At 74.4% G+C, this 19,074-nt stretch carries 18 protein-coding genes and 1 tRNA gene; 8 read left to right on the top strand and 11 right to left on the bottom strand.

The window, feature by feature from the left end; all coding sequences use genetic code 11:
- Nucleotides 1-5 precede the first annotated feature (5 nt).
- Both ND486_RS26400 and zwf read right to left on the bottom strand, forming a co-directional pair.
- Nucleotides 6-1,835, bottom strand: coding sequence for a glycoside hydrolase family 15 protein (locus ND486_RS26400; protein WP_251787059.1), 1,830 nt, complete (start codon nt 1,833-1,835; stop codon nt 6-8).
- Entirely contained in the window at nt 1,832-3,241 is a 1,410-nt protein-coding gene (gene zwf, locus ND486_RS26395) for a glucose-6-phosphate dehydrogenase (protein WP_251787058.1), read from the bottom strand. The genes ND486_RS26400 and zwf overlap by 4 nt, the downstream gene beginning before the upstream one ends.
- A gap of 95 nt (nt 3,242-3,336) precedes the next feature.
- Here zwf and ND486_RS26390 point away from each other — a divergent pair, with 95 nt between their 5' ends.
- Nucleotides 3,337-3,819: a cation:proton antiporter regulatory subunit gene (locus ND486_RS26390; protein WP_073577611.1), complete on the top strand. Its 483-nt coding sequence runs from the start codon at nt 3,337-3,339 to the stop codon at nt 3,817-3,819.
- 16 nt (nt 3,820-3,835) lie between these two features.
- Nucleotides 3,836-5,011: a cation:proton antiporter gene (locus ND486_RS26385; RefSeq protein ID WP_251787057.1), complete on the top strand. Its 1,176-nt coding sequence runs from the start codon at nt 3,836-3,838 to the stop codon at nt 5,009-5,011.
- Between the two features lie 94 nt (nt 5,012-5,105).
- On the opposite strand, the gene rsmI is transcribed toward ND486_RS26385, so the two are convergent.
- Nucleotides 5,106-5,981, bottom strand: coding sequence for a 16S rRNA (cytidine(1402)-2'-O)-methyltransferase (gene rsmI, locus ND486_RS26380; RefSeq protein ID WP_251787056.1), 876 nt, complete (start codon nt 5,979-5,981; stop codon nt 5,106-5,108).
- Between the two features lie 25 nt (nt 5,982-6,006).
- On the opposite strand from rsmI, the gene ND486_RS26375 reads away from it, so the two are divergent.
- The 3 genes from ND486_RS26375 (at nt 6,007) to ND486_RS26365 (ending at nt 9,207) form a co-directional block, all read left to right on the top strand.
- Nucleotides 6,007-7,602: a dolichyl-phosphate-mannose--protein mannosyltransferase gene (locus ND486_RS26375; RefSeq protein WP_083474529.1), complete on the top strand. Its 1,596-nt coding sequence runs from the start codon at nt 6,007-6,009 to the stop codon at nt 7,600-7,602.
- Between the two features lie 58 nt (nt 7,603-7,660).
- The gene (locus ND486_RS26370) at nt 7,661-8,227 is read left to right on the top strand and encodes a copper resistance CopC family protein (protein WP_251787055.1); all 567 of its coding nucleotides are present in this window, start codon (nt 7,661-7,663) and stop codon (nt 8,225-8,227) included.
- Nucleotides 8,228-8,310: 83 nt separating this feature from the next.
- Entirely contained in the window at nt 8,311-9,207 is an 897-nt protein-coding gene (locus ND486_RS26365; protein WP_251787054.1) for a CopD family protein, read from the top strand.
- Between the two features lie 4 nt (nt 9,208-9,211).
- Here ND486_RS26365 and ND486_RS26360 read toward each other — a convergent pair whose 3' ends face one another.
- The 7 genes from ND486_RS26360 to ND486_RS26330 all read right to left on the bottom strand — a co-directional run bounded on the left by ND486_RS26360 (nt 9,212) and on the right by ND486_RS26330 (nt 15,638).
- Nucleotides 9,212-10,147: an ABC transporter substrate-binding protein gene (locus ND486_RS26360; protein WP_251787053.1), complete on the bottom strand. Its 936-nt coding sequence runs from the start codon at nt 10,145-10,147 to the stop codon at nt 9,212-9,214.
- 89 nt (nt 10,148-10,236) lie between these two features.
- Entirely contained in the window at nt 10,237-11,151 is a 915-nt protein-coding gene (locus ND486_RS26355; protein WP_251787052.1) for a hypothetical protein, read from the bottom strand.
- Between the two features lie 165 nt (nt 11,152-11,316).
- Nucleotides 11,317-11,392: transfer RNA gene (locus ND486_RS26350), tRNA-Ala, on the bottom strand.
- A gap of 52 nt (nt 11,393-11,444) precedes the next feature.
- Nucleotides 11,445-12,638: a gephyrin-like molybdotransferase receptor GlpR gene (gene glpR / locus ND486_RS26345; protein WP_251787051.1), complete on the bottom strand. Its 1,194-nt coding sequence runs from the start codon at nt 12,636-12,638 to the stop codon at nt 11,445-11,447.
- Nucleotides 12,639-12,841: 203 nt separating this feature from the next.
- Nucleotides 12,842-13,507, bottom strand: coding sequence for a GNAT family N-acetyltransferase (locus ND486_RS26340; protein WP_062400178.1), 666 nt, complete (start codon nt 13,505-13,507; stop codon nt 12,842-12,844).
- A gap of 5 nt (nt 13,508-13,512) precedes the next feature.
- Nucleotides 13,513-14,733 (bottom strand): gephyrin-like molybdotransferase Glp, encoded by a 1,221-nt coding sequence (gene glp / locus ND486_RS26335; RefSeq protein ID WP_100879581.1) that lies wholly within the window; start codon nt 14,731-14,733, stop codon nt 13,513-13,515.
- Nucleotides 14,734-14,735: 2 nt separating this feature from the next.
- The gene (locus ND486_RS26330) at nt 14,736-15,638 is read right to left on the bottom strand and encodes a UTP--glucose-1-phosphate uridylyltransferase (protein WP_251787050.1); all 903 of its coding nucleotides are present in this window, start codon (nt 15,636-15,638) and stop codon (nt 14,736-14,738) included.
- Between the two features lie 36 nt (nt 15,639-15,674).
- Here ND486_RS26330 and ND486_RS26325 point away from each other — a divergent pair, with 36 nt between their 5' ends.
- The 3 genes from ND486_RS26325 to ND486_RS26315 all read left to right on the top strand — a co-directional run bounded on the left by ND486_RS26325 (nt 15,675) and on the right by ND486_RS26315 (nt 17,543).
- The gene (locus tag ND486_RS26325; RefSeq protein ID WP_251787049.1) at nt 15,675-16,322 is read left to right on the top strand and encodes a 5-formyltetrahydrofolate cyclo-ligase; all 648 of its coding nucleotides are present in this window, start codon (nt 15,675-15,677) and stop codon (nt 16,320-16,322) included.
- Between the two features lie 107 nt (nt 16,323-16,429).
- A complete protein-coding gene (locus ND486_RS26320; RefSeq protein WP_251787048.1) occupies nt 16,430-16,792 on the top strand; it encodes an FmdB family zinc ribbon protein in 363 nt (120 codons plus the stop codon).
- A gap of 100 nt (nt 16,793-16,892) precedes the next feature.
- Nucleotides 16,893-17,543, top strand: coding sequence for an SAF domain-containing protein (locus ND486_RS26315; protein ID WP_251787047.1), 651 nt, complete (start codon nt 16,893-16,895; stop codon nt 17,541-17,543).
- Nucleotides 17,544-17,562: 19 nt separating this feature from the next.
- Here the strand turns inward: ND486_RS26315 and ND486_RS26310 are convergent, their stop codons facing one another.
- Nucleotides 17,563-18,873 (bottom strand): acyl-CoA dehydrogenase family protein, encoded by a 1,311-nt coding sequence (locus ND486_RS26310; RefSeq protein ID WP_251787046.1) that lies wholly within the window; start codon nt 18,871-18,873, stop codon nt 17,563-17,565.
- Nucleotides 18,874-19,074: the final 201 nt, after the last annotated feature.

Genomic DNA, 19,074 nt, shown 5'->3' with positions numbered 1-19,074 from the left:
CGGCCTCACCCCAGCGCCCGGTCCAGGTTGATCGCGGAGCTGATCAGCGACAGGTGCGTGAACGCCTGCGGGAAGTTCCCCAGCTGCTCCCCGGTCAGGCCGATCTCCTCGGCGTAGAGGCCCAGGTGGTTGCCGTAGGAGAACATCTTCTCCAGCGCGATCCGGGCCTGTTCCAGGCGGCCGGCCCTGGTCATCGCCTCGACGTTCCAGAACGAGCACATCGAGAACGTGCCCTCCTCGCCGTCGAGACCGTCCGGCGAGTCCTCGACGTCGTAGCGGAACACCAGGGTGTCGACGACGAGGTCGTCGTTGATCGCGTCCAGGGTCGCCAGGAACCGCGGCTCGGTGGGCGCGCAGAACTTCACCATCGGCATGAGCAGCACCGAGGCGTCCAGCGTGGTCGCGCCGTAGCGCTGCACGAACGACCCGCGCGGCCCCACGTCGGGGTCCCAGCCGCGGTCCATGATCTGGTGGTAGATCTCGTCGCGGGTGGTGGTCCAGGCCCCGACGTCGCCGGGTAGGCCGCGCCGGCGCGCCATCCGGATCATCCGCTCGACCGCGACCCAGCACATGAGCCGGGAGAACACGTGGTCCTGGCGGCCCGCACGGGTCTCCCAGATGCCCTCGTCCGGGGAGTCCCAGTGCTCGCGCAGCCAGTCGAGGATCGTGCAGAGGTTCGTCCAGTCCTCGTGGCCGACGCCGTCGCCGTACTTGTCGTACAGGTAGACCGAGTCGATGATCTCGCCGTAGATGTCGAGCTGCAGCTGGTCCGCGGCGCCGTTGCCGGCCAGCACCGGGCGCGAGCCGCGGTAGCCGTCGAGGTGGTCGAGCTCGACCTCGTCGGGGGTCTCGTCGCCGTCGATCGTGTACATCACGCGCAGCGGACCCTGGTCCCCGTCGCGGGTGCTCCCGAACCGGCCCGACAGCCAGCCGATGAACGCGCCCGCCTCCTCGGTGAACCCGAGCCGCAGCAGCGCGTAGAGGGTGAACGCGGCGTCGCGCATCCAGACGTAGCGGTAGTCCCAGTTCCGCTCGCCGCCCAGCTGCTCGGGCAGCCCCATCGTCGGCGACGCGATCACCGCGCCGGTCGGCTCGTGGGTGAGCAGTTTGAGGGTGAGCGCGGAGCGGTGGACGCGCTCGCGCCACCGCCCCGTGTACGACGAGTGCGCCAGCCAGTCCTTCCAGAACGAGACGGTCCCGGTGAACAGGGCCTCCGCGGCGTCGTCGCAGGGGGTGGGCTCCCCGGTCGCGTCCACCTCCAGCACGAACACCTCGGTGCGGCCCTCGGCGGTGCGGAACTCCGCGCCCGCGGCGTGGTCGGTGATCTCCAGCTCCACCGACGACGTCAGGTCCAGGGTGACGCCGCTGCCGGTGAACCGGATGCCGGCGCCCGCGCTCTCGACCTTTGGGGTCTCCCGGGCGTAGTCGGGTCGCGGGACCACCTCGACGGTCATCGGCACCGACCCGCGGACCCCGGTCACCCGGCGGACGAGCCGCTGGCGGTGGTCGGGGTCGTGCGGGCGCAGCACCACCATGAGGTCCTGCACCTCGACGATGCCGTCGGCGGTGAGGAAGCGGGTGATGAGGATGTTGGAGTCGGGGTAGTAGAACTGTTGCTGGCTGGCGAGCTGGGTCTCGTCGACGCACGGCGCGAGCCTCCAGTGGCCGCCGCGGTCGGCGTCGAGCAGCGAGGCGAAGACGCTGGGCGCGTCGAACCGGCCCGGGCAGAACCAGTCGACGGTGCCGTCGGTGCCGACGAGCGCCGCGGAGCGCAGGTCGCCGATGATCCCGTGCTCGGCGATCGGGAGGTAGCGCTCGCTGCGCGAGGGGCTCACTCCGGCACCCGCCAGCCGCGCGGGCCGGGCAGGTCGAGTGCGTCCTGCGGGCCCCAGGACCCGTCGGAGTAGGTCTGCGTCCGCGGCGGGTCGGCGAGGACCGGGTCGCACAGCTCCCAGAGCCGCTCGACCTCCTCGGTGGTGGTGAACAGCGTGCGGTCCCCCTTCATGACGTCGAGGAGCAGCCGCTCGTAGGCCTCCAGGGCGTCGTCGGGGTCACCGACGCTGTCGAGGTCCAGCCGCATCCGGCCGCGGCCGACCTTCAGCTCCGGGCCGGGGACCTTCGCCCGGACGTCGAGCTCGGCCGACACCTGGTCGGCCAGCTCGATCACGAGCTCGGTGGGCGGCCCGTCGTGGGCGTCGCCCGTGAACGACCCGCCCGGGAACATGGTCAGCGCCGGCTCGTCGAAGCCGATCGTCACGGTGCGCCGGGTCGCGCCCATCGCCTTGCCGGTGCGCAGGAAGAACGGGACGCCGAACCAGCGCCAGTTGTCGACGTAGGTCTCCAGCGCGACGAACGTCTCGGACTCTGAGTCGTCGGCGACGCCCTCCTCGTCGCGGTAGGAGGCGTACTGGCCGAACACCACCCGCGACGGGTCGAGCGGCCGGATCGATCCGAACACCTTCGCCTTCTCCGCGTGCAGCGCGTCCGGCGCGATCTCGTGCGGCGGCTCCAGCGCGACGAACCCGAGGATCTGGAACAGGTGCGTGGAGATCATGTCGCGGAACGTGCCGGTGGACTCCATGAACGACGCCCGGCCCTCGATCCCGATCTCCTCGGGGACGTCGATCTGCACGTAGCGGATGTTCTGGCGGTTCCACACCGGCTCGAACAGACCGTTGGCGAAGCGCAGGGCGAGGATGTTCTGCACCGACTCCTTGCCGAGGAAGTGGTCGATGCGGAAGATGTCGGCCTCGTCGTAGACGTCCTTCAGGCCCGCGTTCAGCTCCTTCGCGGACTCCAGGTCGGTGCCGAACGGCTTCTCCAGCACCAGCCGGGAGCGCTCGGCGATGCCGGTCTCCCCCAGCATCGCGACCATCGGGGTCATCGCGGTCGGCGGCACGGAGAGGTAGACGAGCCGGCGCACGTCGTCGGAGCCGAGGTCCTTCTCCGCGCGCCGCACCGCGTCGGCGAGGTCGGCGCCGTCGTCGGCGTCGGAGACGACGAAGCTCAGCCGCGCCGCGAAGTCGTCCCAGCCGGTGTCGTCGGACAGGGCGCCGCGGATGCGGTCGCGGAACTCGTCGTCGGAGCCGGGCGAGTGCCGGCCGGACCCGATGACCCGGAAGTCCTCGGGGAGCAGCCCCTCGTTCTGCAGGTGGAGCAGACCCGGGAAGAGCTTGCGTTTCGCCAGGTCGCCGGTGGCGCCGAACAGCACGATCACGTGCGGGGGCAGGTCCGAAGGCATGATCCTCGGCTACCCCCGGGCGGGCCCGGTCATTCGGCGGCGCCGGTCACGAGCGTGTTTCCGACGGCCGGTGTGCGCGGCGTACCGTTGCAGGGGTGAACGTCGACGTGACGCCGCTGCCCGGGATCGGGGTGCGGAAGGAGATCGAGCTGCGCAGCGGCCGCCGGGTCGGGGTCATCGCGCACCGCGACGGGAAGATCGACCTGATCCTCTCCCGTGCCGACGACCCGGACGCCTGCGTCGCGGAGCTGCCGCTGACCACCGAGGAGGCGGGCGCCCTGGCGAACCTGCTCGGCGCCCCGCAGCTGGTCAACCAGCTGAAGGACGAGCACGCGGACCTCCCGGGCATCACCACCCGCAAGATGCCGATCAAGCTCAACAGCCCGTTCGACGGCCGCCCGCTCGGCGACACCGCGCTGCGCACCCGCACCCAGGTGTCGGTGGTCGCGATCATGCGCGCGGGCCAGGTGATCCCGTCGCCGACGCCGGACCACGTGCTGGCGGCCGGGGACATCGTGATCGCCGTCGGGACGGCCGAGAAGCTGGAGCAGGCCGCCGACATCCTCGCGCGCGGCTGAGGCCGCCCCGGTAGCCGTGGACCACACCGCACTCGAACTGCTCGAACTCGGCGCCGTCTTCTTCGGGCTCGGCCTGCTCGGCAGGCTCGCCCAACGGATCGGCCTGTCCCCCATCCCGCTCTACCTGCTCGGCGGCCTCGCGTTCGGGGCGGGCGGCGTCATCCCGCTGGGCGACATCGGCGACTTCACCTCGCTGGCCGGCGAGGTCGGCGTCGTCCTGCTGCTCCTGCTGCTCGGGCTCGAGTACTCCGCGGTCGAGCTGGTCACGGGGCTGCGCCGGTCCTGGACGGCCGGGATCGTGGACATCGTGCTCAACGCCGCGCCCGGCGTCGCCGTCGCGCTGGTCCTGGGCTGGGGCGCGGTCGGGGCGATGGTGCTGGGCGGGGTCACCTACATCTCCTCCTCCGGGATCGTCGCGAAGGTGCTGTCGGACCTGGGCCGGCTCGGCAACCGGGAGACGCCGGTGGTGCTGTCGGTGCTGGTCTTCGAGGACCTGGTGATGGCGCTCTACCTGCCGATCCTCACGGCGCTGCTGCTCGGGGTGACGCTGTGGGGAGGGATCAGTGCGGTCGCGGTGTCGCTCGCGGTGATCTCGGTGGTGCTGGTCGTGGCCCTGCGCTACGGCCGCTACGTCTCGGCCGTCGTAGACTCCGACGACCGCGAGGTGTTCCTGCTCAAGGTGCTCGGCGCCGCGCTGCTGGTCGCCGGGTTCGCCCAGGCCATGCAGGTGTCCGCCGCGGTGGGCGCGTTCCTGCTGGGCATCGCGATCTCCGGCTCGACCGCGGAGAACGCGACGAAGCTGCTGGAGCCGCTGCGGGACCTGTTCGCCGCGGTGTTCTTCGTGGTGTTCGGGCTGTCGACCGACCCGCGGGCCATCCCGCCGGTGCTCGGCTGGGCGCTCGTGCTCGCCGTGTCGACGGCCGCGACCAAGTACGCGACGGGCTGGTGGGCGGCGAAGCGCGCACGGATCGGGCGGATGGGCCGGGCCCGCGCCGGGGCCGCGCTGATCGCCCGCGGGGAGTTCTCGATCGTCATCGCCGGGCTGGCCGTCGGCTACGCCGCCGTGCCCGCCGAACTGTCCGCGCTGGCCACGGCGTACGTGCTGATCATGGCGGTGCTCGGCCCGATCGCCGCCCGCTACGTCGAGCCCGTCATGCGGGCGATCCCGACGCGCACCCCCGCGACGGCCTGACCGCCCGCTCGCCCCGCCCTGCCCGCCGTCGCACCCCACCGGGGGCCGTCGCACCCGCCGCGACGGGTGCGGCGACAGCGCGCGGGGTGCGGTGTCAGTCCCGGGCGGCGAGGGTCGCGTTGTAGAGGTCCCGCTTCGGCACGCCCGCGGCCTCGGCGACGGCGGCGACGGCGTCCTTGAGACGCTCGCCGTCGTCGGTGCGTTCCCGGACGGCGTCGACCAGCGACTCGACCGGCGGCGCCTCCCGGGCCTCGGCGCCGGCCAGCACCACGGTCACCTCCCCGAGCACGTCGCCGGAGGTGGCCCAGGTGTGCAGCTCGGCCAGGGTGCCGCGCACGACCTGCTCGTGGGTCTTGGTCAGCTCCCGGCACACCGCGGCACGCCGGGTCTCGCCCAGTACCGCGACGGCATCGGCGAGGGTGTCCGCGGTCCGCCGCGGCGACTCGAAGAACACCACGGCGCGGCGCTCGTCGCGCAGGGTCTCCAGCCACCGGCGGCGCTCGCCGGAGCGGCGCGGCGGGAAGCCGTCGAAGCAGAACCGCTCGCACGGCAGCCCGGACAGGACCAGTGCCGTGGTCACCGCGGACGGGCCGGGCGCGCAGGTGACCGGGAGGTCCTCCGCGGCGGCCGCGGCGACGAGCCGGTAGCCCGGGTCGGAGACGGCGGGCATGCCGGCGTCGGACACGACCAGCACGGTCGCGCCGTCGCGGACCGCGGACAGCAGGCCGGGCAGCCGCTCGGCCTCGACGGCGTCGTAGTGGCTGACGATGCGGCCGGTGTAGGTGACCGGCAGCGCCGCGGCGAGGGTCCGGAACCGGCGGGTGTCCTCGGCGGCGATGACGTCGGCGGTGGCGATCAGCTCCCGCAGCCGCGGCGACGCGTCCCGCGGGTCGCCCAGCGGGGTCGCGGCCAGGACCAGGCGACCGGTCGTCGTCGCCGTGTCGGGCGTGGAGTCGGGGGCGGGAGTCACGTCGGCCAGCCTACGATCGGACGCGATGGCCACCACGAGCGCCGATGCCGGGAGCCGGGTCGCCGGAGCGGCACCCGAACCCGGTCTGACCCCGCGGGGCACCCCGCCACCGCTGCGCCGCGCCGATCCCGGCCCGGCCGCGCGGCTCGGCGCGCCGCCACCCTCGGACCGGCTGACGGGCTGGCTGGTCACCGCGGGCGTGGTGCTGGTCGCGGCGCTGCTGCGGTTCTACGACCTGGGCGAGCCCACCGACCGCGGCACCCCCGTGTTCGACGAGAAGCACTACGTCCCGCAGGCCTGGGACATGGTCCGCAACGGCGGGGTGGAGAGCAACCCCGGTTACGAGAAGATCGTCCACCCGCCGCTGGCGAAACAGCTGATAGCGCTGGGCCAGATGGTCTTCGGCTACGACGGCGTCGGCTGGCGGGTCTCGGCCGCGCTGGCCGGGGTGCTCACCGTGCTGCTCGTCGTCCGGGCCGGACGGCGCCTGACCCGCTCCACGGCGCTGGGCGGGCTCGCCGGGCTGCTGCTGTGCGCCGACGGGCTGTCGCACGTGCAGTCGCGGATGGGGATGCTCGACGTCTTCTCCGCGCTGTTCGTGGTGGCCGCGTTCGCCGCGCTGCTCGCCGACCGCGACGACGTCCGCGCCCGGATGGCGCGCGTCGTCGCCGAGGGGCGGGTCGGCGACACCGTGTGGGGCCCGCGCTGGGGTGTGCGCTGGTGGCGGCTGACCGCGGGCGTCTCGCTCGGGCTGGCGTGTGCGGTGAAGTGGAACGGCGTCTACTACATCGCCGCGTTCGGGCTGTTGTGCGTGCTGTGGGACGTCTCGGTGCGCCGCCGCGCCGGGGTCGCCCGGCCGTGGGTGGGGACGATGGTGCGCGACGTCGCCCCCGCGCTGTGGGCGCTCGTCCTGATCCCGGTGCTGACCTACGTCGGGTCCTGGTGGGCGTGGTTCGGCAGCGAGACCGGCATCGACCGCCACGAGGTGGGCCGGGAGATCGGCACCGGCGGGGCGTTCGCCTGGGTGCCCGACGCGCTGCGGTCGCTCTGGTACTACCACGGCCAGGTCCTCGCCTTCCACGAGAACCTGACGACCCAGTCCGCCGGGGCGCACCCCTGGGAGTCCAAGCCCTGGACCTGGCCGATGGGGCTGCGGCCGATGCTCTACCGCTACGCCGACGACGCGACCGGCTGCGGGGAGACCGACTGCGTCTCCGCGGTGATGCTGATCGGCACCCCGGCGCTGTGGTGGCCGGCTATCCCGGTGCTGCTCTGGGGGCTGTGGCGGGCGGTGACCCGGGTCGACTGGCGGTGGACGGCGGTGCTCGTCGGCTACGCGGCCGGGTTCGTCCCGTGGTTCTTCAACATCGACCGGCAGATGTACTTCTTCTACATGATGCCGGTGGTGCCCTTCCTGGTCCTGGGCGTCGTGCTGGCGATGGGGCAGATGCTGGGCCACTCGCGGATGAGCGCGCGCCGTCGCCGCAACGGGCTGCTCGTCGTCGCGACGTGGGTGGCGCTGATCGGGGTCAACTTCGTGTGGCTGTGGCCGATCCTGGTCGGCGACCCGATCACCGCGGCGCACTGGCAGGCCGAGCTGTGGCTGCCGTCCTGGCGCTGATCTGCTCCGTCCGGGTGACGCCCGGAACTCCGGCGGGCGGTGCGACGACCAACCCGGCGTGAGCCCCGTTCTCCGCCGCCTCGCGGTCGCCCTCCCCGCCGTGCTCCTCGCCCTCGTCGCCGGGGCCGCACCGGCCTGGGCGCACACCGAGCTCGAGTCCAGCAGCCCCGCCGCGAACGCGCAGGTCGGCACCGCGCCGACATCGGTGTCGCTGACGTTCTCCGAGGACATCGCGGCCGCCGACGCCACCGTCTCGGTGGCCGGCCCCGGCGGCACCGACTACGCGGCGGGCCCCGCCACCGGCGACGGCGACACCCTCACCGTGCCGCTGCGCCCGCTCGGTGCGGCCGGCGCCTACACGGTCACCTACCGGGTGGTCTCCGACGACGGCCACCCCGTCTCGGGCACGGTGCCGTTCACCCTGACCTCCCCCGGGCCGGGTGCGGCCGCCACCACCCCGGCGCCCGCCTCCGGGGCCCCGACGGCCGCCGCACCGGAGACCGCGCCCCGGACCGTCCCCACCGCGGCCGACGACGGCGGCGCCCCGGTCTGGCCGTGGGTGGTGCTCGCCGTCGTCGTGATCGGGGCCGGGGCCGTGTTCGCGCTGCGCCGGTCGCGGGCCTGACCATCGACGGGACCTCCCCCGGCGGCGGCGTCCTGGGCGACCCGGTCCGCGAGCCCGCGCCCGCGGTCGCCGGGTGGGTCGCGGTGCTGGTGGGGGCCGCGGTCGGCGTCGCCGGGCTCACCGGTGGCGGTGGCATCGGGCCGGACGGCGTCGCGCTCGACCTGGCCCAGACCGTCGTACGGGCCGCGGCGGACCTGGCCGCTGTGGTCGCGGCGGGTGCGGCGCTGGTCACGCTGCTCGCCCCCGACCGGGTTCCCGGCGCCGACCGGGTCCTGACGACCGTCGCGCCGCTCTGGCTCGGGGTGCTGCTGGTCGAGACGTTCGTCCGGGGCGCGGTCGTGTCCGGGCGCGGGCTCGCCGACGTGCGCGGCCCGGACCTGCTGCAGTTCCTGGCCGGTCCGCGTGCCGGGACCGGCCAGGTGGTGGCGCTGGCCGCGGTGCTCGCGCTGGTCGGCGTCGCCGGGTCGCGACCGGCCCGGCCGGGCGCCGGTCCGGGGCCCGCGGTGCTGGCGCTGCTGGTGGTCGTCGTCGCGGCGGCGGCGCCCGCGGCGACCGGGCACACCGCGGCGTCGACGGTCGCGGCGTACGCGGTGCCGGCGGTCGTCGCCCACGTCGCGGCGGCGCTGCTGTGGGTGGGCGGGCTCGGCGCGCTGCTGGTCACCGCCCGCGACGCCGACGTGCGCACCGTCGCGGTGCCCCGGTTCTCCCGGCTCGCGCTCGCCGCCGTCGTCGTGCTGGGGGTGACCGGGCTGCTCGCCGCCACCGCGCGGCTGTCCTCCCCCACCGACCTGGTCACGACGGCCTACGGCGCGGTCGTCCTCACCAAGGTCGTGCTGCTGGCCTGCGCCGCCGCGCTGGGCGGCGCGACGCGGGCCCGGCTGCGCGCCGGGCGGCTGCCGGTGCTGGTGTGGGCGGCGGTGGAGGTGCTGGTGCTGGTCGCTGCGACCGGGGTCGCCGCGACCCTGACCCACACCGCCTGAGCGGTCAGCGGGTCGTCGCGGCGGCGAGCTGCGGTTCCAGCCGGTCGATCGCGTGGAGCAGCGCGTCCGGGCCGCCGTAGGACAGCGCGCCGCCCAGGGGGTCGGAGAACGTCGTGTAGAGCGTGCGGCCCTCGCGGACGACGCCGAGGCGGGCGAACGGCACCGACGCCGTCATCTGCTGCTCGGTCGCGCCGTTGACGAACAGCACGTCGCGGTCGAGCAGGTCCAGCCGTTCCTCGCTCACGTCGCCGGAGTGCTCCTGCGTCGCGAACCCGAGCGCGTCGAACAGCGCGCGCCGCGGGTCGCCCGCGGGGATCAGGTAGTGCCCGCCGTTCTCCGGACCGAAGTCCTCGACGAGCACCTTCCCGGCGAACGACGGGTGGGCGGCGCGGACCGCGGCGATCCGGTCCCGGACCTGGGCGGCGCGCTGCTCGGCGAGGTCCTCCCGGCCGATGGCCCTCCCCGTGGTGAGCAGCTGCACGTCCCACGGGGTCTTCTCCGGCGGGTACGCCGCCGACTGCACGACGGTCGGCGCGATCGCGGACAACGTGCGGTACATGTCCTCGTCGATGTCCTCGTAGATCGCGATGATCACGTCCGGCCTGCTCGCGGCGACGGCCTCCAGGTCGATGCCGTCCTCGCCGGACTGCGGGACCTCGGCGCCCTTCGTCACGGCCCGTACCCACGGAAAGGTCCAGTAGGCGTCGAACCAGGAGCGGGTCATGACGGGGACGACCCCGAGCCCCAGCACGAAGTCCTGATCGTTCCAGCCGACCGTCGCGACCCGCTCGACCTGCGCCGGGACCGTCGTGCTGCCGTAGCGGTGCTCGATCGTCGCCCCGGTGGGTGCCGCGGCGGGCGCGGGCGCACCACCGCACCCCGCCAGGACGACGACCGCCAGCGCCGTCGCGATCAGTCCGACCACTCGTGCCCGCACCATCGTCGCCACCTCCACGGCGGCGTCCCTCGCCGGCGCGGTCGTAGACCATCAGGTTAGGTTAGGCTCATCAATAGGCCGTGAGGGTGATATCAACCGCAGGCCGGGAGTCCGAGCCCGCCACGGGACCCCGGATCCAGGTACACCTCCGAGAGGTAGCCGGAGCGCCCGTCCGGCCAGGTCACGCGGTACCAGAGCGCGGACTCGACCCGGTGCGGGTTGTGCGCGGCGGGCGAGTCGAGGTTGTAGTTCCACATCCGCTCGCCGACGACCGTGCAGGTCGCGGGCAGCAGCGCCCCGCTGACGACGTCGGTGCCGTCCTCCTTGCAGCCCCGGGAGCCGCAGAACGCGATCGCCCGTGACGACAGGTAGGCGGGCCCGGAGTCCTCGACGAGATCCTCCGCGCCGAGCGCGACCTTGTTCTGCACCGTGACGACGGCCGGCCCCGCCGACGCCGCGGCCGGCGCTCCGAGGGCCCGGGCGGCGAGCCAGCCGGCACCGCCCGCGACCAGGGCCGTGGCCAGGACGGCGACGACCACCGCCCGCGCCGGACGCCCCCTCGGGTCCTCGGCGCCCGTCGGTTCCGTCCCCCCGGCGGCCGCGCCCGTCGGTTCCGTCCCGCCTGTTCGCGGGGTCTCCGTCGCGTCCCGGGCCGCGGGCGCTCTCGTCGCCGGTGCCGCGACGTCCGCGGAGACGGTCGCCGAGAGCGTCGCCGGAGCCGTGGTGGGCGACGAGGGCGCTGCGGGGGCCGCGGCCAGCGCCGCGTGCCGGCGCGCCCACTCCCGCACCTCCGGCGCGGGTACTCCCACGGCGGCGAGGACCGTCGTCACCAGGTCGCCGCGGGGCAGGCGGGGTCCCGTGCGGGCGTTGCCGATCGCGCTCTTGCTCCAGTTCGAGCGTTCGGCGGCCTCACGGACGGACACGCCGCGGGCGTCGAGCACCGCGGCGAAGTCACGGCAGAACAGTTCCGGGGAGTCGAGGGGACGACCGTCGGGGGATTCGGTCACCCGGACGAGTATGCGGTTCGCGATCACGCGGATCCAGGCGGGACGGGCGCCGTTCCACGAAGATCGTCACGATTGACGAGAGGATCTCGCGATACCCCTGTGCATCCGCAGCGACCGGGGCCCCGCAACGACGAACGGCCGGACCCGTCGGGTCCGGCCGTGTGGTGGTGGAGCTGAGGGGAATCGAACCCCTGACCTTCTCGATGCGAACGAGACGCGCTACCAACTGCGCTACAGCCCCAGGTGTCTCAGGCCCGCCCTCGCGGGCCGACCTGAAGAACCCTAACAGACCCCTATTCACCCACCGCACGCCGGTGGGGGGTACCGGTGTCGAACTCGTCGGGCTCCTCCTCGGCGTCGACGTCGACCAGCGACGTCCCGTCCGGGACGGGCGGCGGCGGGGCCGCGGCGAGGCGCGGGAGCGACGACTCGTGCTCGGTCCCGACGGGCCCCTCGACGGTGCGTCCGCGGGCCGGGAGCACGCCCAGCGGCTCGCCGGTACCGCGGACCCGGGTGGGCTCGCCGTCGTCGGCGGTCCAGTCGTCGTCCTCGTCGGCGCCCGCGGTGACAGGGGCCGCGGTCGCGCGGATCTCGTCGTCGGCCCGCTCCTCGGCGGAGGCGTCGCGGCCGCGGTGGGCCCACTCGTCGAGCTCGGGGTCGTCGGCGGCCGGGGACTGCCGGGTGCCTGCCAGGCGCGCGGCGCGGCGGGCCCGGATGCCCTCCTCGATGCGGACCTGGCGGCGCAGGTAGGTCAGGTAGCCGACCAGGCCCGCACCGACGACACCGGTGACCCACCAGAACACCGTCGAGACCAGCAGCGCGGCCGCACCGGCGGCGAGCAGCAGGACCAGCAGACCGAGGACGACGCGCTGCCGGAACGCGTACTTGGCGTGCGCGGCCGCGGCGGCGGCCTCGGGGTCGAAGCCCCCGCGGCCGGGGCGGTAGCGGGCCGGCGGGCGGGACCAGCCCTCCTCGTCGACCTCGTCGACCTCGTCGACCTCGTCGAGGCGCTCGGCGTCGGTCCCGTGCTCGTCGTCGGCGTCGACGGGCCCGGCGGGCTCGTGGTCGTCGTCGGGCCGGGGGTCGCGCTCCCGGTCCGACCGGACCCGCTCGTCGGGATCGGCGTCGTCGTCGTGGCCGACGAGGTGGTCGTCGTGGTCGACGTCTCCGGGGCCGCGGACCCGGCGCTCGTCGTCGATCTCGGTGTCCTCGACGTCGTCGTAGGCGTACTGGTCGGCCTCGTCGGAGCGCTCACGGGGAGCGGGGACGTCGTCCCGCGCCTCCGCCAGCTCGCCGACCGTGGTCGGACCGGATCGCTGTGTCACAAGAACCTCCGGGTGTCGATGCCGCGCGGGACGTTCCAGCACCCGCCCGGACAGCAGCGCCGGACTGAGCCGGGCCACTTCCTGCTGACGCCGGGCGACGGTCGGAACGAGGATCAGCAGCCAGAGCACGACCAGACCCACGAAGATCAGAGAGCTGGGCACGGCTGCCTCCTCCCCCGACCGGCGCAGTCCACCCGGTGGAACGGCCCCGATCCGCGCCACCACCGATCACCGTAATCGGGCGGACGTCCGCACCCGGGTCGCGACGCGCCGTGGTCCCTCGGACGGACGGTGCGAAACCAGGGACGTGCGGTACACGTGTGACTCCGGTGAGTGATCAGACGAGGTGTGGACGCTGCGCAGGGTCAGGCACGCGAGGCGCGTCCGTCCCGCACCAGCCGGGCCGCGAAACCACCCGGCGGGACCTCCTCGGCGGTCACCGCGTAGGCGTAGTGGTCGCGCCAGGCGCCGTCGACGTCGAGGTAGCGCTGCAGCAGTCCCTCGCGGCGCAGCCCGAGCCGGGCGAGCACCGCGATGCTGGCCACGTTCTCCGGGCGGACCGTGGCCTCGACGCGGTGCAGCCGCACCGGGCCGAAACAGTGGTCGAGGACGAGCGCGACGGCCGCGGTGGTGATCCCGCGCCCGCCCAGGGTCGAGTCGAGCCAGTAACCGACGTAGCCCGACAGCAGCGGCTCCCGCACGACGTTGCCGACCATGACGTGGCCGGCCATCGCGCCGTCGACGGTGATCGCGAACGGCAGCGACAGCCCGCGCCGGGCGGCCCCGCGCAGCAGCCACCAGCGCCCGGGCCACTCCACCCCGGAGTTGCGGCGGGACCACCCGCCGTAGGTCGTCGGCTCCCAGGGACGCAGGAACTGCTCGTCGCGCACCCGGATCCGGGCCCAGTCACCGCCGTCGCGCAGCCGCACCGGACGCAGCCCCACCTCGTGCCCGCGCACCCGCAGCGGTCCGAGGACGGCGGGCCAGCCGGGGTGACCGCCGGGCGGTTCGGGGACGGCGGACGGCGGCACGCGGCTCAGTTCCGCCCGCGGGGAACCAGCTCGACGTGCTCACCGACGGTCATCTCGGTCACGTCCTCGTCGATGACCGCCAGCGCGTTGACCTCGGACAGCACGGCCAGCAGGTGGGTGCCCGACACACCGAGCGGCTGGGCGAGCAGCTCGCCGCCGTCGTCGGAGCGCAGCAGCCGCGCCGGGATGTAGGACCGGCGCCCGGCCGGGGAGACGATCGGGGAGGTCAGCCGGGCGGTCCAGGTGCGCCGCATCGGCTCCTGGCCCAGCGCCAGCCGGATCAGCGGCCGGACGAACACCTCGAACAGCACCAGCGCGGTCGCCGGGTGCGACGGGAACAGGAACACCGGCACGGCGTCCGGGCCGAGCCGGCCGTAGCCCTGCGCGGAACCGGGGTGCATCGCGACGCGGGTGTCGTCGATGCCACCGAGGTCGGCCAGCCCGCTCTTGGCCTCGGCCGCGGTCGTCCCACCGCCCGCGCCGCAGACCACGACGATCTCCGAGGCCGGCAGCAGGTCCTCCACGGCGCCACGGATCTCCGCGGCGCTGCCGCCGACGGTGCGGGGCCGGTTGGTCTCCGCGCCCGCCTCGCGGGCGGCGGCGACCACGGCGTGCGAGCAGACGTCGGCGACCTGCCCGGACGACGCCGAGCGGCTCACCTCCACCAGCTCGTCGCCGACCGAGACGACCGAGACCCGTGGCCGCGGGTGCACCAGCAGCTTGTCCCGGCCCGCCGCGGCGAGCATCGCGACCTGGGCCGATCCGACGACGTCGCCCTCGCGGACGGCGACGTCACCGGACTGGACGTCCTCCCCCACCCGGCGCACGAAGCCGGCCGACGGCACGCCGCGGCGGATCGTGAGGCGCGCGGTGCCGCCGTCGGTCCACCCCAGCGGTGCGACGGCGTCGGCGAGGGTCGGCAGCGGCGCCCCCGCCGCGACGCGGACGGCCTGGCCGGGCTGCAGCCGCAGCGGCTGACGCGACCCGGCGGCGATCTCGCCCACCACCGGGACGGTGACCGGGGAGGCGTCGGTCGCCCCGGCCACGTCGACGCTGCGCACCGCGTAGCCGTCGATCGCGGCCTGGTCGAAGACCGGCAGCGGACGCGCCGCGACGACCTCCTCGGCGCTGCGCAGCCCCTGCGCGTCGGTGATCGCGACGCGCACCGGGGCCGGGCGCACCGCCACGTCCAGGATGCGGGACAGGTGATCGGTGACCGTGCGCACTCTCAGTCCTTCAGTCGCTCGTTCAGCCAGGTCCGCAGGTCCTCGCCGTACTCCGGGTGCTGCAGCATGAAGTCGACGTAGGCCCGCGCGTACCCGGCGGGGTTGCCCAGGTCGTGGCGCCCGCCGCGGTGCACGACGACGTGTACCGGGTGCCCCTCGGAGATCAGCAGAGCGACGGCGTCGGTCAGCTGCAGCTCACCGCCCGCGCCGGGGGTGATCCGGTCCAGCGCGTCGAAGATCGCACGGTCGAGCAGGTAGCGACCAGCCGCGGCGAAGGTCGAGGGGGCCTCGTCCGGGGCGGGCTTCTCGACCATCCCGTGGACCTGCTTGACGTCGTCGTCGCCGGTGTCGGAGACCTCGAAGACGCCGTAGGCCGAGATCTGCTCGCGCGGTACGTCGAAGGCGCAGAGGACGCTGCCGCCGTGCTCCTCGCGGACCTGCGCCATGCGGGCGAGGACCCCGGTCGGGAGGACCAGGTCGTCGGGCAGCAGGACGGCGACGGCCTGCTCGTCGTCGGCCAGTGCCGGGCCGGCCTGGGCGACGGCGTGGCCGAGACCCTTGGGCTCGTACTGGTACACCGAGTCGACCTCGAGCAGGCCGGGGGCGCGGCGGACCTTGTCCGCCAGCTCGCCCTTGCCGCGGCCCTCCAGGGTCTTCACCAGCTCGTCGTCGGTGCGGAAGTAGGCCGCGACCGAGTCCTTGCCCGGGGAGGTCACGATCAGCAGCCGCTGTGCGCCGGCCTCGGCGGCCTCCGCGGCGACCAGCTCGATCCCGGGCGTGTCGACGACGGGGAGCAGCTCCTTCGGCACGGCCTTGGTCGTCGGCAGGAACCGGGTGCCCAGACCCGCCGCCGGGACGACGGCGGTGCGGAAGGCCCCGGTGCCGCTGGACGTCTGCACGCTCATGGTCGGCGAGCCTAGCCACAGCTCTAGCCTGGAGCCGTGACGGCTCGCGCGGACGACAGGGGTGGATCGTCGCCTGATCAGGGTGGACGAGCCGCTGACGCCAAGCGGTCGCTGCGGCGCACGCTGCTGGCGGCACGTCGCGGGCGCCCGGTCGCCGACCGGGCCGCGACGACCGCCGCGCTGTCGGAGCACCTGTGCGCGCTCGCCACCGCGACACCCGGCCCGGTGGCCTGCTACCTGCCGATCGGCACCGAACCCGGCGGTGCGGGACCGGGTGTGCCGTCGCTGCCCGACGCGCTGGTCGCCGCCGGTCACGAGGTCCTCGCCCCGGTGGTCCCGGACGCGCCGGGCCCGCTGGACTGGACGGTCTACCGCGGCCCGGACGACCTGGCCCCCGGGCCGCTCGGGGTCGTCGAGCCGACCGGTCCCCGGCTCGGGCCCGCCGCGCTCGCGTCGGCCGGCCTGGTGGTGGTGCCCGCGCTGGCCGTCGACCGGCGCGGGCGACGCCTGGGTCGCGGCGGCGGCTTCTACGACCGGACGCTCGCGCTCGCCGCGCCCGGCGCCGTGCTGGTCGTCCCGCTGCACGACGGCGAGCTGCTCGACGACGTCCCGGCCGAGGACCACGACGTCGCGGTGGGGGCGGTCGTCCTCCCCCGGGACGGGGTGGTGCATCTCTCGCCCTGACCGTGTGGACGGGTCGGAGCGACCGTCGCCTCGGAGTATGCTGGCACTCGCTCTCGCCGAGTGCCAGCCCGCGGGCGGGCACCGCCCCAGTTCGTCCGGAGGATGTTGTGCCGACCTACCAGTACGCATGCACCGCGTGTGACCACCGCTTCGAGGCGGTGCAGTCGTTCTCCGACGACGCCCTCAGCACCTGCCCGAACTGCGGCGGGAAGCTGCGCAAGGTCTTCTCCTCGGTGGGCATCGTGTTCAAGGGCAGCGGCTTCTACCGCACCGACTCCCGCTCGGGCTCGGTGAGCAGCGGGTCCGGGTCCTCGTCGGAGTCGGCGAAGTCCGACAGCTCCTCGTCGAGCTCGTCGTCCTCGGACTCCTCGTCCTCGTCGAGCTCCTCGTCGTCGAGCTCGGACTCCTCGTCGTCGAGCTCCTCGTCGAGCTCGGCCGGCACCTCGTCCTCGAAGGCCGCCGCTTCCTGATCCGTCCACAACCGGCCGAGTTGTCCACAGGCCGGTGGATCGGCCCGTCACCGGCCGTGTCCCGCCCTAGCGTCGGAACGACGACGGCGGAGGGGCGGCCATGGCGGAGCAGACACAGCGGGCGGACCGCCCGTGGGACCGGCTGCTGCGGCGACCCTCCTGGTCACGGGCGTTGCTGGCCCGCCGGGTGCTGGCCGGCGCCCTCGCGGTCGCGGCCGTGGTCGTGGCGCTGCTCCCCGCCGCGGGTGACGAGCGGGTCCCGGTACTGGTCGCGGCCCGTGACCTCGCCCCCGGCACGGCGCTGGGCCCGGCCGACGTCGTCGTGGCCTCCTGGCCGCCCGCCCTCGCCCCCGCCGGTGTCCTGACCGTGCCCGACGCCGTGGCCGGGCGGCTGCTCGCCGGACCGGTGACCGCGGGCGAGCCGATCGGCGAGCTGCGGCTGGTCGGGTCCGCGCTCGCCGTCGTCACCGGTGGGCCGGGCGCCTCGGCGGTGCCGCTGCGCCCGGCCGACCCGGCGGTGGCCGCGCTGCTGTCCCCCGGCTCCCGGGTGGACGTGGTGGCGGGCGGCCCGGACGGCGCGCGTGTGCTGGCCGCCCGGGCCGGGGTGGTGGCGGTGCTGCCACCCGCCCCCGGGGCCGCCGGGGCGCGGGCGGACCCGGGACCGCTGGTGCTGGTCGCGCTGCCCGAGGCGGAGGCGACCGCGGTGGCCGCGGCGACGCTGGCCGGCGAGGTCACGGTCACCCTGCGCTGAGCCCCGGTGGCGCCGGGCCTCAGCCGGCGATCGTGCCGATCGACTCGTGCTGCTTGCCGAAGACGACCATCTCGTCGTCCATGATCGCCCGCGGGTTGAACAGCGGGTCGGCGAGGATGCCGTGCACGCGGCGGCGCTGCATGCCCATGTTGCCGCCGTCGTAGATCGGGAGCACCGCGACCTCGCGCAGCAGCTTGCCGAAGCCGTTCGCGGTCTCCAGGCTGTTGACGCCGACGATCTGCATGCACTTGTAGACGCAGTCGATCATCAGCTCGGTCACCTGGATCTTGTTCATCGCGCCGACCAGCTCGGCGTGCTGGTCGTGCTTGTCCAGGTAGTCCGCGGCACGCCAGCAGAAGTACCGCGCCATCTCGATCTTCGAGGCGACGTCGCCGAGCACGTAGCCGACGTTCTGGAACTCGATGATCGGCTTCAGGGCGCCCGCGGTGTGGTTGCGGGCGAACTCCAGCGCGGTCTCGTAGGCGGTGCGTGCCATGCCGACGGCGGCGATCGCCGCGACCGGCCCGGACCAGGCGAAGTTCCGGTTGATCACGAGGTCGCCGTTGCCCTCGGCACCCGGCAGGAGGTTCTCGACCGGGATCCGGGCATCGGTGAACACGATCTCGGCGTTGGACGCGAGCCGGTGACCGATCTTGTCGAGGTGCCGGAACGTCACACCGGGGGTGTCCCCCTCCAGGATCAGCGCGGACAGCCCCTCGGTGCCGCCCGCCTCCGGGTCGGTCCGGACGATGAGGGTGCCGGCGTTCGTGCCGGTCTCGTCCCACCCGGCCGACGACGGCCAGTACTTGCGCCCGTTGACGACGAAGTGGTCGCCGTCGCGGACCGCGGTCAGGCCGACGCCGGCCGGTCGCGGCAGCGGGATGTCGAAGTTCGCGGTGCCGCCCGGGTTGCCCGGCGGCTCGCTCGCCGTCCACCCGCCGAGGTAGGTGCCGGTCGGGTCGGAGGTGGCCGCCCGCAGGATGCGTTCCTTCTGCTCGTCGCTGCCGTACCAGGCGATCGGCATCAGCCCGAGGCCGTTGCAGAGCACGGTGCAGGCGAAGCCGGGGTCGACCGCGCAGATCTCCTCGGCGGCGATGACCAGGTCGACGCAGGAGACCCCGCCGCCGCCGTACTCGGCGGGCAGCATGCACATGGCGATGCCCGCCTTGTACGCCTCGACGTAGGCACCCTTGGTCATCCGGAAGCCCTCGAGCGGGTCGGGCTCGGCGTCCGCCGCCGCGACGACCGGCTGGAGGACGTTCTCGGAGAACGCTCGGACGTCGTGCTGCAGCTTGCGCTGCTCGTCGGACAACGTGAAGTCGACAGGCATGGCGCTTCCCTTCGCATCGGGATCGGGGACGGCACCGGGCGGAACCGGTACCGGGCGTACCGGTTCGGATCCGACCCGGTGGCCGCCGACGATCGGACCGCGGCCGCGCCCGACGGAAGCCCTGTGGCACGAGCGGTACGGGCCCTGTCACCAGCGGTCACGCGACACCCTCACCCGCCTCGACAGGCCCGTTCGCGACGC

The organism is Pseudonocardia sp. DR1-2 (assembly GCF_023717215.1).
GTDB classification, from domain to species: Bacteria; Actinomycetota; Actinomycetes; order Mycobacteriales; family Pseudonocardiaceae; genus Pseudonocardia; species Pseudonocardia alni.
The sequence above is the reverse complement of the archived record's forward strand: the minus strand, read 5'-3'. Positions and strand labels throughout refer to the sequence as shown.

Excerpts from the sequence above, each read along its gene's own strand:
- zwf (WP_251787058.1), bottom strand. The coding sequence starts at position 3,241 with ATGCCTTCGGACCTGCCCCCGCACGTGATCGTGCTGTTCGGCGCCACC.
- ND486_RS26375 (WP_083474529.1), top strand. The coding sequence starts at position 6,007 with ATGGCCACCACGAGCGCCGATGCCGGGAGCCGGGTCGCCGGAGCGGCA.
- ND486_RS26360 (WP_251787053.1), bottom strand. The coding sequence starts at position 10,147 with ATGGTGCGGGCACGAGTGGTCGGACTGATCGCGACGGCGCTGGCGGTC.
- ND486_RS26330 (WP_251787050.1), bottom strand. The coding sequence starts at position 15,638 with ATGAGCGTGCAGACGTCCAGCGGCACCGGGGCCTTCCGCACCGCCGTC.
- ND486_RS26315 (WP_251787047.1), top strand. The coding sequence starts at position 16,893 with ATGGCGGAGCAGACACAGCGGGCGGACCGCCCGTGGGACCGGCTGCTG.
- ND486_RS26310 (WP_251787046.1), bottom strand. The coding sequence starts at position 18,873 with ATGCCTGTCGACTTCACGTTGTCCGACGAGCAGCGCAAGCTGCAGCAC.